This window comes from Burkholderia sp. HI2714, from assembly GCF_002223085.1.
Lineage (GTDB): Bacteria > Pseudomonadota > Gammaproteobacteria > Burkholderiales > Burkholderiaceae > Burkholderia > Burkholderia lata_D.
The window spans coordinates 179552-194570 of record NZ_NKFM01000024.1 but is presented as its reverse complement, the minus strand read 5'-3'; the positions used below and the strand labels follow the sequence as shown (position 1 = coordinate 194570).

Genomic DNA, 15019 nt, shown 5'->3' with positions numbered 1-15019 from the left:
GATGACGCTTCGAGGAATCGTCTGGCTCGCGGTCCTGTTCGCGATCGCCGCCGCGCTCGCCACCGTCGGCCGCTTTGACGCGGGGCAGGTGCTGCTCGTCTATCCGCCGTACCGGATCGACGTGTCGCTGAACCTGTTCGTGATCACCATCGTCGTGCTGTTCATCGTCGTGTATGCGCTGCTGCGCATCGTGCGCAACATCTGGCGCATGCCGCAGCGGGTCGCCGCGTATCGGGCGCGCTCGCGCAACGAGAAGGCACAGGCATCGCTGCGTGACGCGATCGCGAACCTGTACGCGGGCCGCTTCTCGCGCGCGGAGAAGGCCGCACGTGAAGCGTTGTCGGTCGATGCGAACCTGGGTGCGGCGAGTCTCGTCGCGGCCACCGCCGCGCACCGGATGCACGAATACACGCGCCGCGATGACTGGCTGTCGAAGGTCGACGCGCCGGAATGGCAGGACGCACGGCTGCTCGCCGCGGCCGACATGCGCGCGGATGCGCGTGATGCCGACGGCGCGCTGGCCGCGCTGGCCGACCTGCAGGCGGGCGGCAAGCGCATCCATGCGCAGCAGGTCGCGCTGCGCGCGCAGCAGCAGTTGAAGAACTGGGCCGAGGTGCTGAAGCTTGCGAAGGCGCTCGAGAAGCGCGAGGCGCTGCATCCGGCCGCGGCCGTGCGGCTGCGCCAGCAGGCCGCGGAAAACCTGCTGCGCGAACGCCGGCACGACCCGGACGCGCTGCTCGAGGTGTGGCAGTCGCTGTCGCCGGTCGAGCGCCAGTCGCCGCGTCTCGCCGATCTCGCCGCCGATCTGCTCGTGCCGCTCGAGCGCCGCAACGAAGCGCGCCGCATCGTCGAGGACGCGCTGGCGCACAACTGGGATGCGCGCCTGCTGCGCCGTTATCCGGACACGGCCGGTGCCGATGCGCTGCCGCTGATCCAGAAGGCGGAAGGGTGGAAGAAGGATCACCCGGAGGATGCCGACCTGCTGTTCGCGCTCGGTCGCCTGTGCCAGCAGCAGCAGCTGTGGGGCAAGGCGCAGTCGTTCCTCGAATCGGCACTGAAGCTGGCCGACAACGAGGCGCTGAAGGTGCGTGCGCATCGCGCGCTCGCGCGCCTGTTCGAGCATCTCGGCGAAACCGACAAGGCGGCGAAGCACTACCGCGAAAGCGCGCTCGCGATTACGGTGGTCTGATGCGGGTGGCGTGGCTGCCTGCTGCAGGCGGCTCGTGCAACCTTCGTAAAAATGCCCCGAATGCCGGAAGGCCTTTGGGGCATTTTTTCGTCCAGGGCGGCCCTGGATGGCACGTCATGCGCCGAGCTTGCGCAGCAGGTCCGCCTCGTTTGCGACGAACCAAACCGATGCGCCGCGATTGGACTCGCGAACGAGCGCGCGGAGCGCTTCGCTGCGCGCGAGCCAGCGGTCGATATCACCGACCACGCCGAGCCGGACGCCGTAGTTGACGCACTTCTGCAGCACGGTGCCAGCGAGGCCGCTTTCGAGCCGGTAGAAGTCGTCGTGCAGCGCGTCCGCGGGCACCGCGACCCAGTCGACTTCATGTTCGTGCGCGAGCGCGACGAGGTCGAGCGCATCGCTTTCGCGCTGGACGAGACCGGCGGCAGGATCGCGGACCAGCACACGGTGGCCGGCTGCCTGGACGATTCGGTGGTGCATGCGGGTGGGCTCCGTCGACATGAGAAAGGCGAGCACGGTGTCGCGCTGCCCGCGGATGAAGTGGTATTGATCCGGAAGAAACAGGACCTGCGCGTGCGGTACGAGACGCGTCAGGCGATCGCGCGTGTCGTGCGAATCGAGCATGACGTCGCGGCCGCCGACGATCACCAGCACGGGCGTGGACAGCGTGCGCAGCGTGTCGTCGCCGAACACCGGGATCGCTTCGAGGCGCGGCCGGAAGCCGCGATCCACGGCGCGCATGAGCTCGAATGTGTCGCGCTCGGCCGGCGTGGTTGCGGGTGGCAGACGACCGAGCACGCGTCGTCGCACGCAGGTGCGCCCGACATCGCCGAGCAGCAACAGCGGCAGCGCCCACCACAGAAACGGCTTCTGCCGGCCGATGCCGGACGGGCAGAGCAACACAAGCCGTGTGACGCGCGCTGGCCGGCGCAACGCAAAATCGAGCGCGGTTCGCGCACCCAGCGAGATGCCGATGAACGCGGCGCGCGACACGCCCAGGCCGTCGAGCACGTCGTCGAGCCACTGCGCGTACGCGTCGCTTGCGAGCGGTGGTCGCGACGGGGTGCTGGGTCCCGCTTCGCCGATCACGTCGATCGCGTAGAGCCGGCAATGCGTCGACCATTCGGCCGCGTAATGCTGCCAGCTCGCCGCTGTCGTCTGTGCGCCGTGGATCAGTACGACCGGCGGCGCGTGTTCCGGGCCGCAGGCGATCACATGGGTCGCGCCATGGCGCGTCTGCACGGTGATGCGCCGATACCCGGCCGGCCAGTGCGACAGCGCTGCCTCGTAAGCCACGCGAATCGCGCGTGCGTGGCGGGGCGATCTGAAGATCGCGTTCATGTCCCGCTTTGCTGCAGCAGTGCTTCGAGCGACGACATCAGCGCGGCCGTGTCGGCCGGCGTTGCGGCGACGATGACCTTGACGAGGCTCGCGGCGGGATCGAACGTGACGTCGATTCGCACCGGGTCGACATACGACGTGCGGCCGGACGCCATCGCATGCAGCGACCGCGACAGGTACTGGTGCAGCGACTGCGACGCGTCCGGAATGTCGACGATGCTGGTGACGCGCACCGCACGCGGCACGGGCGCGGCCGGCTTCGTGTGCGCGAACGCGGCGAGGTCGGCGTCGAGGATGCGGTACGCACGGCCGACCCGCGTTGCATGCAGCTTGCCCTCGCGGATGAAGCGCAGGACGGTCTTCGGGTGGAGGCGCAGGCGGGCGGCGGACTCTTCGACGGTATGGAACATGATCGGCCAGTGGTGCCAGGAATATTCCTTATTGTTCCATGATAAAGGGATTAATAGGGAATATTTTGGAGCCCGGTGAGTCATCATTGACGGGATACCGAACCCGCATCTCTCAAGCGGTGCGTGCGCGGAAACAGAAACGCCCCGCCGGCCGGAGCGGTTCCGGCCAGCGGGGCGTTTCGGGTGTCGATCGGTTATCGGTCGGCGGGCGTCATGCGCCCCGCCTTACTTGTCGACCAGCCGCTTCGGCACCGACAGCGCCAGCAGCCCGCCGAGCACGAGGAACCCGGCGAGCATGTACATGCCCGAATCGTTGGCGCCCGTTGCCTGCTTGAGCCAGCCCATCATGTACGGGCTCAGGAAGCCGGCGAGGTTGCCGATCGAGTTGATCATCGCGATGCCGGCCGCGGCCGCGGTGCCGCCGAGGAACGCGGTCGGCAGGCTCCAGAACAGCGGCAGCGTCGTCAGGATGCCGATCGTCGCGAGCGTGAGGCCAAGCATCGCGAGCGCGGTCTGGTGCGCCCAGATCACCGACAGCACGAGCCCGAGCGCGCCGATCGCGGCTGGAATCGCGACGTGCCAGCGGCGCTCGCGGTGCCGGTCCGCGCTGCGTGCGATCAGGATCATCGCGACCACGGCGGCCGCATACGGAATCGCCGACAGCAGGCCGATCATGAACGTGTCGGTCACGCCGGTGGCCTTGATGATGGTCGGCAGCCAGAAGCCGACGCCGTAGAGCCCCATCACGAACGAGAAGTAGATCAGCGCCATCAGCCACACGCGCGGGCTCGACATCACGACGCCGAGCGGCGGGTCTTCCTTGGTGGCTTCTTCAGCATCGACGTTGCGCGTGAGCAGCGCCTTTTCGTCGTCGGTCAGCCAGTTCGCCTTCTCGATCCGCTCGTCCAGCTTGAGGAATACGACCACGCCGACCAGCACCGACGGGATACCCTCGAGCAGGAACAGCCATTGCCAGCCGTGCCATCCGCTGATGCCGTCGAACGCCTTCAGGATGAAGCCCGAGAGCGGCCCGCCGATCACGCCGGACAGCGCGACGGCCGTCATGAAGAACGTCGTCATCCGGCCGCGCCGGTGCGCGGGATACCAGTAGGTGAGGTAGAGGATCACGCCGGGGAAGAAGCCCGCCTCGGCGACGCCGAGCAGGAAGCGCATCACGTAGAACATCGCGGGCGTCGTGACGAACATCGTCAGGATCGAGATCACGCCCCACGTCGCCATGATCCGCGCGATCCACACGCGTGCGCCGACCCTGTGCAGGATGATGTTGCTCGGCACTTCGAAGAGGAAATAGCCGAAGAAGAAGATCCCGGCGCCGAGCCCGTAGACGGTGTCGCTGAGGTTCAGGTCGGTCGCCATCTGCAGCTTCGCGAACCCGACGTTCACGCGGTCGAGATACGCGACCACGTAGCACAGCAGCAGGAGCGGCACGAGCCGCCACGACACCTTGCGATAGGTTGCTTCCTCGAATGCGCCGGACGAGCCCGGCAGCGACTGCGTCGATGTTGCCATGTTGTCTCCTGTCGATCAAAGTTAGCGCTTTAGCGGTTACTTGGATCCCATGCACCGCTGTCCTTGTAGTTGGCCGGGGCCGGCGTATCGATGCCAGGCCCGGTTTCGTGCGAAGCAATGCTTGGGTGTCGGCCGATGGGTGTATTCCGGCGCGACAGGCGCGGCTAGATGCAGCGTCCGCCGTCGACTTCGAGACAAACGCCCGTGATGAATTCAGCTTCGTCGGAGGCAAGGTAAAGCGCCGCGTTCGCGATGTCCTGCGGCGTCGAGAAGCGGCCGAGCGGGATCGTCGCGAGGAACCGGCTGCGGTTCTCGGGGGTGTCCTCGCAGCCCATGAATTCGGTCATCAACGCGGTTTCGCCGAGCACGGGGTTGATGCAGTTCACGCGGATGCGGTCGGCGCCGAGCTCGGCCGCGAGCGACTTGCTTGCGGTGATCATCGCGCCCTTCGTGCTGTTGTACCAGACGAGGCCCGGGCGCGGCCGCACGCCGGCCGTCGACGCGACGTTCACGAACACGCCGCCGCCCTGTTCGCGGAAGTACGGCACGAAAGTCTGCACGCACCAGAACAGGCTTTTCATGTTGACCGCGTACACGCGGTCGAATTCGGCCTCCGTTACATCGAGCACCGGCTTGTTGCGGTGCGTGGTGCCTGCGTTGTTCACGACGATCTGCACCGCATGGAAATCGTCGAGCGCGGCTTGCAGCAGCGCGTGCCAGTCGTCCTGCCTCGACACGTCGCCGGCCACCGCGATGGCCTTGCCGCCCGCGAGCGCGATTTCGCTCGCGACGCGCTCGGCTGCCGCGCCGTTCAGGTCGTTGACGACGACGTTCGCGCCTTCGCGCGCATAGGTCTTCGCGATGCCTTCGCCGAATCCCGAGCCGCCGCCCGTGACGATTGCCGTCTTCCCGCTCAACCGCATGGTGTGTCTCCTGTGCTGGATATGAGTGTCGTCATGCTTCGGCACGCGGCCGGGCGCTGCCGGCCACGTGCCAAGTGCTGCTTGCGGCGCGGTCAGCCGTGCCGGATCGCGATCGTTTTCAGTGCGGTGAAGCCGTACAGTGCCTCGAAGCCTTTCTCGCGGCCATGCCCCGAGTGGCCGACGCCGCCGAACGGCAGCTCGACGCCGCCGCCCGCGCCGTAGTTGTTGATGAACACCTGGCCCGCCCGCAGGCGCCGCGCGAGACGCATCTGGCGCGCGCCGTCGCGCGTCCAGATGCCCGCGACGAGGCCGTACGGCGTGCCGTTCGCCAGCGCGACGGCTTCGTCCTCGTCGACGAAACGCATCGCGGCGAGCACGGGGCCGAACACCTCCTCCTGCGCGAGCCGGTGCGACGGCGGCACGTCGCGCAACAGCGCGGGCGCCTGGTAGAAGCCGCTTTCGGGCGCGTCGGCGACGACCTGCCCGTGCGCGGCCATCGGAATGCCGTCGTGCTGTGCATCGGACAGGAAATCCCACACGCGCTGCTGCTGCTTTGCGTTGATCAGCGGGCCGCAGTCGAGGTCGGCGCGGCTCGGGCCGACGCGCAGCCCGTTGAACGCGGTGGCGAGGCGCTCGACGAGCGGCTCGTATACCGCGCGCTCGATCAGCACGCGGCTGCCGGCCGAGCAGGTCTGCCCGCCGTTCTGCACGATCGCGGACACGAGCACGGGCAGCGCCGCTTCGAGATCGGCATCGGCGAACACGATCTGTGGCGACTTGCCGCCGAGTTCGAGCGTGACGGGTACGTGGTTCTCGGCCGCCATCTGCGTGACCAGCTTGCCGGTGGCCGGCGAACCCGTGAACGAGATGTGGTCGATGCCGGGATGGCGCGCGAGTGCGGCGCCGGCTTCATGGCCGTAGCCGGTGACGATGTTGAGCGCACCGGCCGGCAGCCCGGCCTCGACGGCCAGCTCGGCGACGCGCAGCAACGACAGGCACGCATCCTCGGCCGGCTTGACGACACAGGCGTTGCCGGCCGCGAGCGCGGCGCCGACGCTGCGCCCGAAGATCTGCATCGGGTAGTTCCACGGCACGATGTGGCCCGTGACGCCGTGCGGCTCGCGCACCGTCAGCACCGTGTAGCCGGCTTGATAGGGGAGGGTTTCGCCGTGCAGCTTGTCGGCGGCGCCTGCATAGAACTCGAAGTAGCGCGCGAGCGCGGCTGCGTCGGCGCGTGCCTGTTTCAGCGGCTTGCCGGTGTCGCGCGCTTCAATCGCGGCGAGTTCCTCGATCGAGGCGGCGACACGCGCCGACAGCCGCATCAGCACGCGGCCGCGCTCGGCGGCGCTGGCGGCGCCCCACGGGCCCGCGAATGCGTCGCGGGCCGCGGCGACCGCGCGCTCGATGTCGGGCGCCGTGCCGCGGGCGATCGACGCGAATGGCTGGCCGTCGGAGGGATCGACGACCGCGATGGTTTCCAGTTGCGCGGGCAACGTCCATTCGCCCGCGATGAAGTGCTTCGCCTCTTCCATGCCTCCTCCTGTCGACCCGAGTTAGCGCTTCAGCGCTTACTCGGGTCCCATGCTTCGCGGTCGACCCGAGTTAGCGCTTCAGCGCTTACTCGGGTCCCATGCTTCGCGGTCGACTCGAGTTAGCGCTTCAGCGCTCACCCAGGCCCCATGCTTCGCGGTCGACCCGAGTTAGCGCTTCAGCACTTACCCGGGTCCCATGCTTCGCGGTCGACCCGAGTTGGCGCTTCAGCGCTCACCCGGGCCCCATGCTTCGCGGTCGACCCGAGTTGGCGCTTCGGCGCCCACCCAGGCCCCATGTTTCGCGGTCGGCCGGCGGCAGCGCCTCAGCCGCCGATGCCGATTCCATGTAACGCCGCCGATGGTTCGACGGCCGGGCATCGGGAACGATTATCGGCCGATCGTCATCCGGACGCCACCGGTCGATTGGCTATAATGGCGCATTCCCTTGCGGGACGCCTGCGGCGATGCATCGGCCGCGGCGCCCTGTCCCGAATTCCCATCGACCTACAGAGAGTGCTCATGAGCTTCAATCATGTTCCGGCCGGCAAGGACCTGCCGCAAGATTTCAACGTGATCATCGAGATTCCCGCGCAAAGCGATCCGGTGAAGTACGAGGCGGACAAGGAACTGGGCCTTCTCGTCGTCGACCGCTTCATCGGCACGGGCATGCGCTATCCGGTGAACTACGGCTACATCCCGCAGACGCTGTCGGGCGACGGCGATCCGGTTGACGTGCTCGTGATCACGCCGTTCCCGCTGCTGGCAGGCTCGATCGTGCGTTCGCGCGTGCTCGGCATGCTGCAGATGACCGACGAGTCGGGCGTCGACGCGAAGCTGGTCGCCGTGCCGCACGACAAGATCTGCCCGATGACGGCAAACCTGAAGTCGATCGACGACGTGCCCGAGTACCTGAAAGACCAGATCAAGCATTTCTTCGAGCAATACAAGGCGCTCGAGAAGGGCAAGTGGGTGAAGGTCGAAGGCTGGGCCGGCATCGAAGCCGCGCACAAGGAAATCACCGACGGCGCAGCGAACTACAAGAAGTAAGCGGCGTACCGGCCGACGGCCGGTTCGTGCGAAACGCAAACCGCGCGTGTCTCCTCAGGAGGCCGCGCGGTTTTGTTTTGTGCGTTGGGGGCGTTTGTGCGCGGAGACAGGCACGGCCGCAGGCGACGTGGCGGTGGACGGCGCGTCCTTCGTGCGCTTCGTGCGGCGAGGGGCAACGGAAGCCTCGGGCGCTTCGGCGGCTCGGGTAGCAGACGGGCGGCGGCGGGCCGGCGCGGGCGCGGTGTTTTCGCGTCCGTTCGTAACGGGTTTGCCGCTGGCTGCCTGCACTTTTCTTTTCGACGAAGAAGGCGTGGCCGGCTTGTCCTTCTTTACCGGGGTGTCGCGCGATGAAGTCTTTCTTGCGACCGCATCGCTGTCGGGCTTCTTGCGTTTCGCGACCGGTGTGGCTTTTGTCGCCTTGGAAGGCTTGGTGGCTTTTGCAGGCTTGTCGACCTTTTCGGCTTTCCCGGCCTTTCCGGCCTTCTTCGGTTTTTTGCCCGTCTCGACCGTCTTCTCCGCACTATCGACGTTCTTCGCCTTCTTCCGCCCGCGCGCACCGGCCTTCGACCCGGCCGCGTCACCGCTCGTATCGACGGCCACCACGGCCGGCAGTACCGACTCCAGTGTCCGCAGTCCGGCCGCCAGTTCCCGCTTCTGCACCGCCGTGAGCCGTTTCACCCAGTATTCGGCGCGGGACGCGCTCGACCGGTCGGGCAGCGGAAACGACGCGAGCACCGCGCGCGGCTTGCGCGAGCGCGTATAGCGCGCGCCCTTGCCCGATGCGTGCTCGTCGAAGCGTGCGGCAACGTCGGTCGTGATGCCCGTATAGACGCTGTCGTCGGCGCATTCGATCAGATACAGAAACCAGGACATGGCAGGGCGGCGGGATGCGAAGCCGCCAGTGTCTCAGAAAAAGCGCCCGTCAACGCCACCGATCGCCGTGCCCGTCGCGGAAGCGGCTCGGCGCCGCGCCGAGTTCGCGCGTGAAGAAGCGTGTGAACGCGCTCGTCGAACGGAAGCCGACCCGCGCGCCGATCTCGCCGATCGGCAGTTGCGTATTCAGCAGCAGGTCGCGCGCTTCACCGAGCCGCGCCTGCGCGACGAGCGCGTGAAACCCGACCGCTTCGCGATGCAGCCGCCGGCGCAGTGTCCAGCGCGACATCGCGAAGCGCGCGCAGACATGCTCCATCAACGTGTCGGACGGCACGTCGGCGTCGTCGGACGTGCGCAGCCAGTCGCGCACGCATTGCTCGACCGACGAGCCGAACGTCGAGCGGGCGCGCACGCGCTCGCGCGCGGCGTCGGCCGCATGGCGCTGGATGTCCGCGAGCGGCGCGTTGTAGCGCTCGAACGGTGTGTCGAAGCGCGCGGAGCGCAGCACGACGCGGTTGCATGCGGCATCGAACGACACCGCCGCGCCGAGGAGGTCGCGCAACGCGGCCGTCGGCGCGAACGCGCGGCCCGCGAACGCGGCTTCGTCGATCCGCACGTGCGGATCGTACAGGCGCGCGAGCGCGACGAGGATCGCGAAATTCGCGAACGCGCTGCTGGCGGGCCGGCCGTCACCCTCGTTCACGTACTCGAGTGCGATCGCGTCGCCCGTTTCATGCGCGAAAAGCCAGTCGACGTTGCCGATCAGTTCGCGGTAGCGCAGGTAGCCGTGCAGCGCGTCGCGCAGCGTCGCGGCGTTGCAGGTGATGCCCGCGAGCTCGGGGAACGGTGCGAGCCACGGCACGACCTGCGGCGGCGGCCGATGCCAGGACAACGGCCAGTCGCTCATCAGCCGCATCGCGGCGACGTGCCGATCGCCGGGGATGCGCCGCGCGTCGTCGGCGAGATCGGCCGCGCCGATGCCGAGCGTCGCATACAGCGGCGCGACGTCGAAGCCGTTGCGGCGCAGGTCGTCGAGCGCCTGTCGGTAGACCCGGACGGATACCGATTTCTGTCGTAACTCCATGTCTCTCTCCATGACCTTCGGGTTGCCCCCGCTGCGAGAGGTCAGGTACTGCTCCTGCCGGTCAAGCATGGTGACCGGTCGATTTTTTAAACTGGGACGCTGGAGTGTGGTGACAAGTACAACAGATCGATTCAGGCGGATCAATGAAAACTTCGCTGGTCCGGCGTTCGACGATTGCGTCGCGTGGGTGATCCAGGCGCTGCCGATGGCGGTGACGCTCGCCGCGCACGGAGCCGAAGGAGCCGTGTGGCATGCGGCGAAGCCGGCCGTGACTTCTCGCATGCCGGTGCGCTTGATGACGTTACTTGCCGCTGCGCCGGAACGGATCGTGTTCGCGCAGTTCGTCGACGTACGCGTGGATATGCTCGGTCTCGCGTTCGAGAAAGCGTGCGACTGCGTCCGAGAACGCCGGGTGCGCGAGCCAGTGCGCGGAGTGCGTGACGGTCGGCAGGAAGCCGCGCGCGAGCTTGTGTTCGCCCTGTGCGCCGCCTTCGAACGTATCGAGCCCGGCCTCGATGCAGAATTCGAGCAACTGATAGTAGGCCGTTTCGAAATGCAGGCAGGGCACGTGTTCGAGCGCGCCCCAATAGCGGCCATACAGCGTGCCGCCGCCGTTTTCGCCGCGCCGGTAGACGGCGAGCGCACTCGCGATCGGCTGCCCGCCGGCTTCCGCGATCACGAGCAGCAGGTTCTCGGGCATCGTCGCGCCGATCGTGCGGAAGAAGTCGAGATTCAGGTACGGGCTCGAATAGTGTTCGCGATAGGTCTGCCGGTAGCAGCGCGAGAAGAAGCGCCAGTCGGCGTCGGTGATCTGGTCGCCGGTGAGCCGCCGGAACGTCACGCCCGCGTCGTGCACCTTGCGCCGCTCGGCACGGATGTTCTTGCGCTTCTTCTGCTCGAGCGTGCCGAGGAAATCGTCGAAGTGGCGGTAGCCGTCGTTGATCCAGTGGAACTGCACGCCTTCGCGCAGCATCATCCCCATCGATTCGAGGAGCGCCGCTTCGTCGCCGGTCGGGAACAGCACGTGCAGCGACGACACGTCGCTCTGCTCGGCGAACGCGAGCAGCGTGGCCGCGAGCCGGCGGCGCGCGTCGTCGTCGGCCGCGAGCAGGCGCGTGCCCTGCACGGGCGTGAACGGCACCGCGCACAGCAGCTTCGGGTAGTAGGGCAGGTCGTTGCGCTGGTACGCGTCGGCCCAGGCCCAGTCGAACACGTATTCGCCGTACGAATGCTGCTTCGCGTAGACGGGCGCGGCGGCCACGAGGCGGCCGGTGCGCTCGTCGGTCAGCGTGACGAAGTGCGGCGACCAGCCGGTATCGTCGACCGCGCAGCGCGCGACGTGCAGCGCGTCGAGGAATTCGTGGCGCAGGAAGGGCGTCGGCTGCGCGTCGCGGGCGAGCAGCGCGTTCCATTCTTCGGCCGGCACCTCCGCGGGGGACGACAGGATGCCCGTGCGATAATCGATGCGTTCGTGTTTCAAGCGTGAATCCGTACCGTTCTGTGTCGCCGGATGCGCGGGCCTGCGCGGCCCGCACCGGGACGATTTCGTCAGCCGTTCAGAGCGCGCCGCCGGGCTGCGCCGATCCCGCCATGAAGACCCGACTCGCTCTCGCCCAAATCAACGTCACCGTCGGCGACTTCGCCGGCAACGTCGCACGGATCGTCGCGGCCGCACGCGCCGCGCACAACGATGGTGCGCAGCTGATGGTCGCGCCGGAACTCGCGCTGTCCGGCTATCCACCGGAAGACCTGCTGCTGCGGCCCGCGTTCTACGCGGCGGCGGCCTCGGCACTCGACGCGCTCGCCGACGCGTTGAAAGCATTCGACGGGCTCGCGGTGCTGGTCGGCCATCCGCTGCGAAGCATGGGCGAAGGCGCGCACGCGCCAGCCGTCGATGGTAATGCAAACCGACCGATCGAGCGCGGCGTGCCGCCCACCGATACCTACAACGCGGTATCGCTGATCGTCGGCGGCGAGATCCTCGGCACCTATCGCAAGCAGGATTTGCCCAACGCCGAGGTGTTCGACGAGAAGCGCTATTTCGCGACGGACGCCGAGCCGCTCGTGTTCGAGCTGAACGGCGTGAAATACGGCGTGATCATCTGCGAGGATGCGTGGCACGCATCGGCCGCGCAGATCGCGAAGGCGGCCGGCGCGCAGGTGCTGCTGATCCCGAACGGCTCGCCGTACCACATGAACAAGGAAGCGGTGCGCATCGACATCCTGCGCGCGCGGATTCGCGAAACCGGGTTGCCGATGGTGTACGTGAACCTCGTCGGCGGCCAGGACGAGCTCGTGTTCGACGGCGGCTCGTTCGTGCTCGACGCGCAGGGCGCGCTCGTCGCGAAGATGCCGCAGTTCGACGAAGGGCACGCAATCGTCGAATTCGACGGCGCGCGGCCGCTGCCGGGCGCGATCGCGCCCGAGCTGTCGACGGACGCGCAGGTGTACCGCGCGCTCGTGACGGGCGTGCGCGACTACATCGGCAAGAACGGGTTTCCGGGCGTGCTGATCGGGCTGTCGGGCGGCGTCGATTCGGCGCTCGTGCTGGCCGTCGCATGCGATGCGCTCGGGCCGGAGCGCGTGCGCGCAGTGATGATGCCGTCGCGCTTCACGGCCGACATCTCGACCACCGACGCGGCGGAAATGGCGCGGCGCGTCGGCGTGCGCTACGACGAGATCGCGATCGCGCCGATGTTCGATGCGTTCCGCGCATCGCTCGCGGGCGAGTTCGCGGGCCGTGCGGAAGACGCGACGGAGGAGAACATCCAGGCGCGCATTCGCGGCACGCTGCTGATGGCGCTGTCGAACAAGTTCGGCTCGATCGTGCTGACGACGGGCAACAAGAGCGAGATGGCGGTCGGCTACTGCACGCTGTACGGCGACATGGCCGGCGGGTTCGCGGTGATCAAGGACATCGCGAAGACGCTCGTGTACCGGCTGTGCCGCTATCGCAACGAAACGGCCGACTACCCGCTGCGCGACGTGATTCCCGAGCGGATTCTCACCCGCGCGCCGTCGGCCGAGCTGCGCGAGAACCAGACCGACCAGGACAGCCTGCCGCCGTACGACGTGCTCGACGCGATCATGCGGATGTACATGGAAGAGGATCGTCCGCTCGCCGAGATCGTCGCGGCCGGTTATGCGCAGGCCGACGTCGAACGCGTGACGCGGCTCATCAAGATCAACGAATACAAGCGCCGCCAGGCGCCGATCGGCATTCGCGTCACGCATCGCGCGTTCGGGCGCGACTGGCGCTATCCGATCACGTCACGGTTTACCGAACGTCTCGATTGAGCGGTGCTGGGCCGCATGCGGCCCGCAGGCTTACAATCGGGGTCGCGATTTTTCATCCAAACGAGCATTGGGGGACAACCACCATGAAACGCATCACTGCCATCATCAAGCCGTTCAAGCTGGACGAAGTCCGCGAAGCGCTCGCCGAAGTGGGTCTCACGGGCCTGACCGTGACGGAAGTGAAGGGTTTCGGCCGCCAGAAGGGCCATACCGAGCTGTATCGCGGCGCCGAATACGTCGTCGACTTCCTGCCGAAGATGAAGATCGAGGTGGTCGTTGCGGAAGCGCAGGTCGACCAGGTGATCGATGCGGTGATCGGCGCGGCGCGCACCGGCAAGATCGGCGACGGCAAGATCTTCGTGTCGGACGTCGAGCGCGTGATCCGTATCCGCACCGGCGAAGAGAACGAAGCGGCCGTCTGAGCGCCGCCTTCGTCGAAGGGTCGCACAAAACCGGCCCGCCAATAAAAAACGGTGCGGATACCCGGTTGGGTACCGCACCGATACGCGCCTCTCGCAGCAGCGTGGAAAACGTCGTTGAATCGATTCTTTGAGAACGGCGCCTGATCAGAACAGGTGCTGGATACCGGCGTAGACACCGGTCTGGCTGCCGCCCGGATTCGGGTTGCCCGTCGACACGGCCGTACCGGCGCCGTTCGCGTTCAGGCCGAAGTTGGCGTTCTTGCTGTTGCGCACCGTCGCGACCTGCAGGTCGAACAGCGTGCGCTTCGAGATGTTGTACGAGCCGCCGACCGTGTAGATGTTCGCGTTGCCGCCGCCGTGGTTCGCGTTCACGTGATACACGGCTGCGATCAGCGCCGCTGCCGGCGTTGCCTGCCACGTCACGCCGCCCCAGACCTGCTGGGTGCCCGTCACGCCGGCGTTCACTGCCGGGCCGCCGCTGCCGTCCGCGCGCGATGCCTGGTAGGCCGCTTGCACCTTGAACTGGCCGAGGAACACGTTCACGCCCGCGAAGTATTCACGCGAGTAGTTGAACACGTCCGAGAAGCGGCCGTTGCTGTCGCGCGTTTCGTCGTAGATACCGCGCAACTGGAACAGCGAATTCGTGTAGGTGACCTGTGCACCGGCTGCACGGCCCGGTTGGCCGGCCGTCGTGTTGCCGTTGAAGCTGGTCGAGTTCGAGAACGAGAACTGGCCGTAGAAGTCCAGGCCGTAGAACTGCGGCGACTGGTACGACACGTTGTTGCTGGTCTTGTTCCAGTTGCGGCCGCGCACCAGCGATGCCGTCGACCAGGCCGACTGGCCGAACGGGTCGAAGTCCCACACGCCGTTGGCGATCGCGAGCTCGCGACCCAACAGCAGCGTACCGTATTGGTCGTTCGAGATACCGACGGTCGCGAAACGATCCCAGATCGAGCCGCTGAAGCCGCCCGTCATCGTGTTGAACGCGCCTTCGAGGTGGAACAGGATCTTGTTGCCGCCGCCAATGTCCTCGGTGCCCTTCAAGCCCCAGAGGCTCGTGCCCCAGTCGCCGCTTTCCGCGCGCACTTGGTGGCCGTTTTGCAGGCCGTTCATGTACTCGATGCCGGCATCCAGGCGGCCATACAGCGTGACGCTGCTCTGCGCGTGCGCCGTCACCACCCCAGCAGCCATCAGCGCGGCCGCGACCAAAGCTTTCTTCATCATCTCCTCCATACCCTGTCAAAAAGTCAACCCAGACTGCACGAGATGCCCGGAGCGCGAGCGCCGGGCAAAAGCGGGATAACCAGGGAGACCTCGTGCAGGGCCGGTAAGCGCAGCACGCGGGCAAGCGGACGGAAAACCGTTGAGCGG

General features: G+C 67.2%; 13 protein-coding genes. 4 read left to right on the top strand and 9 right to left on the bottom strand.

Going from position 1 to position 15019, the window contains the following annotated elements; genetic code table 11:
- The first annotated feature begins 1 nt into the window (after nt 1).
- Nucleotides 2-1189: a heme biosynthesis protein HemY gene (locus CFB82_RS13690; protein ID WP_089484405.1), complete on the top strand. Its 1188-nt coding sequence runs from the start codon at nt 2-4 to the stop codon at nt 1187-1189.
- 114 nt (nt 1190-1303) lie between these two features.
- Here CFB82_RS13690 and CFB82_RS13685 read toward each other — a convergent pair whose 3' ends face one another.
- From CFB82_RS13685 to CFB82_RS13665, 5 genes are all read right to left on the bottom strand, one after another.
- Nucleotides 1304-2530, bottom strand: coding sequence for an alpha/beta fold hydrolase (locus tag CFB82_RS13685; protein WP_089484404.1), 1227 nt, complete (start codon nt 2528-2530; stop codon nt 1304-1306).
- The gene (locus CFB82_RS13680; RefSeq protein ID WP_089484403.1) at nt 2527-2940 is read right to left on the bottom strand and encodes a helix-turn-helix domain-containing protein; all 414 of its coding nucleotides are present in this window, start codon (nt 2938-2940) and stop codon (nt 2527-2529) included. The genes CFB82_RS13685 and CFB82_RS13680 overlap by 4 nt, the downstream gene beginning before the upstream one ends.
- A 225-nt stretch (nt 2941-3165) precedes the next feature.
- A complete protein-coding gene (locus CFB82_RS13675; protein WP_089484402.1) occupies nt 3166-4470 on the bottom strand; it encodes an MFS transporter in 1305 nt (434 codons plus the stop codon).
- 164 nt (nt 4471-4634) lie between these two features.
- Nucleotides 4635-5393: an SDR family oxidoreductase gene (locus CFB82_RS13670; RefSeq protein WP_069248588.1), complete on the bottom strand. Its 759-nt coding sequence runs from the start codon at nt 5391-5393 to the stop codon at nt 4635-4637.
- A 92-nt stretch (nt 5394-5485) separates the two neighbouring features.
- Nucleotides 5486-6925 carry an aldehyde dehydrogenase family protein gene (locus CFB82_RS13665; RefSeq protein WP_069248587.1) on the bottom strand — a complete coding sequence of 480 codons (1440 nt, stop codon included), beginning with the start codon at nt 6923-6925 and terminating at the stop codon, nt 5486-5488.
- 519 nt (nt 6926-7444) lie between these two features.
- Between CFB82_RS13665 and ppa the strand changes: the two genes are divergently transcribed.
- Complete coding sequence (ppa, locus tag CFB82_RS13660; RefSeq protein WP_034178734.1) at nt 7445-7972, top strand: inorganic diphosphatase; 528 nt, start codon at nt 7445-7447, stop codon at nt 7970-7972.
- A gap of 54 nt (nt 7973-8026) precedes the next feature.
- On the opposite strand, the gene CFB82_RS13655 is transcribed toward ppa, so the two are convergent.
- The 3 genes from CFB82_RS13655 to CFB82_RS13645 form a co-directional block, all read right to left on the bottom strand.
- A complete protein-coding gene (locus CFB82_RS13655) occupies nt 8027-8845 on the bottom strand; it encodes a GIY-YIG nuclease family protein (protein ID WP_089484401.1) in 819 nt (272 codons plus the stop codon).
- A gap of 49 nt (nt 8846-8894) precedes the next feature.
- On the bottom strand, nt 8895-9929 hold the full coding sequence (locus CFB82_RS13650) for a helix-turn-helix transcriptional regulator (protein WP_089484400.1): 1035 nt from the start codon (nt 9927-9929) through the stop codon (nt 8895-8897).
- A gap of 301 nt (nt 9930-10230) precedes the next feature.
- The gene (locus CFB82_RS13645; protein ID WP_089484399.1) at nt 10231-11409 is read right to left on the bottom strand and encodes a GNAT family N-acetyltransferase; all 1179 of its coding nucleotides are present in this window, start codon (nt 11407-11409) and stop codon (nt 10231-10233) included.
- A gap of 110 nt (nt 11410-11519) precedes the next feature.
- On the opposite strand from CFB82_RS13645, the gene CFB82_RS13640 reads away from it, so the two are divergent.
- The gene (locus tag CFB82_RS13640) at nt 11520-13226 is read left to right on the top strand and encodes an NAD+ synthase (protein WP_089484398.1); all 1707 of its coding nucleotides are present in this window, start codon (nt 11520-11522) and stop codon (nt 13224-13226) included.
- 83 nt (nt 13227-13309) lie between these two features.
- Complete coding sequence (locus tag CFB82_RS13635; protein ID WP_006398637.1) at nt 13310-13648, top strand: P-II family nitrogen regulator; 339 nt, start codon at nt 13310-13312, stop codon at nt 13646-13648.
- A 144-nt stretch (nt 13649-13792) separates the two neighbouring features.
- Here CFB82_RS13635 and CFB82_RS13630 read toward each other — a convergent pair whose 3' ends face one another.
- A complete protein-coding gene (locus CFB82_RS13630) occupies nt 13793-14872 on the bottom strand; it encodes a porin (RefSeq protein ID WP_089484452.1) in 1080 nt (359 codons plus the stop codon).
- Nucleotides 14873-15019: the final 147 nt, after the last annotated feature.

Coding starts and splice junctions, on each gene's coding strand:
- CFB82_RS13690 (WP_089484405.1), top strand. CDS start 2: ATGACGCTTCGAGGAATCGTCTGGCTCGCGGTCCTGTTCGCGATCGCC.
- CFB82_RS13685 (WP_089484404.1), bottom strand. CDS start 2,530: ATGAACGCGATCTTCAGATCGCCCCGCCACGCACGCGCGATTCGCGTG.
- CFB82_RS13680 (WP_089484403.1), bottom strand. CDS start 2,940: ATGTTCCATACCGTCGAAGAGTCCGCCGCCCGCCTGCGCCTCCACCCG.
- CFB82_RS13675 (WP_089484402.1), bottom strand. CDS start 4,470: ATGGCAACATCGACGCAGTCGCTGCCGGGCTCGTCCGGCGCATTCGAG.
- CFB82_RS13670 (WP_069248588.1), bottom strand. CDS start 5,393: ATGCGGTTGAGCGGGAAGACGGCAATCGTCACGGGCGGCGGCTCGGGA.
- CFB82_RS13665 (WP_069248587.1), bottom strand. CDS start 6,925: ATGGAAGAGGCGAAGCACTTCATCGCGGGCGAATGGACGTTGCCCGCG.
- ppa (WP_034178734.1), top strand. CDS start 7,445: ATGAGCTTCAATCATGTTCCGGCCGGCAAGGACCTGCCGCAAGATTTC.
- CFB82_RS13655 (WP_089484401.1), bottom strand. CDS start 8,845: ATGTCCTGGTTTCTGTATCTGATCGAATGCGCCGACGACAGCGTCTAT.
- CFB82_RS13650 (WP_089484400.1), bottom strand. CDS start 9,929: ATGGAGTTACGACAGAAATCGGTATCCGTCCGGGTCTACCGACAGGCG.
- CFB82_RS13640 (WP_089484398.1), top strand. CDS start 11,520: ATGAAGACCCGACTCGCTCTCGCCCAAATCAACGTCACCGTCGGCGAC.
- CFB82_RS13635 (WP_006398637.1), top strand. CDS start 13,310: ATGAAACGCATCACTGCCATCATCAAGCCGTTCAAGCTGGACGAAGTC.
- CFB82_RS13630 (WP_089484452.1), bottom strand. CDS start 14,872: ATGATGAAGAAAGCTTTGGTCGCGGCCGCGCTGATGGCTGCTGGGGTG.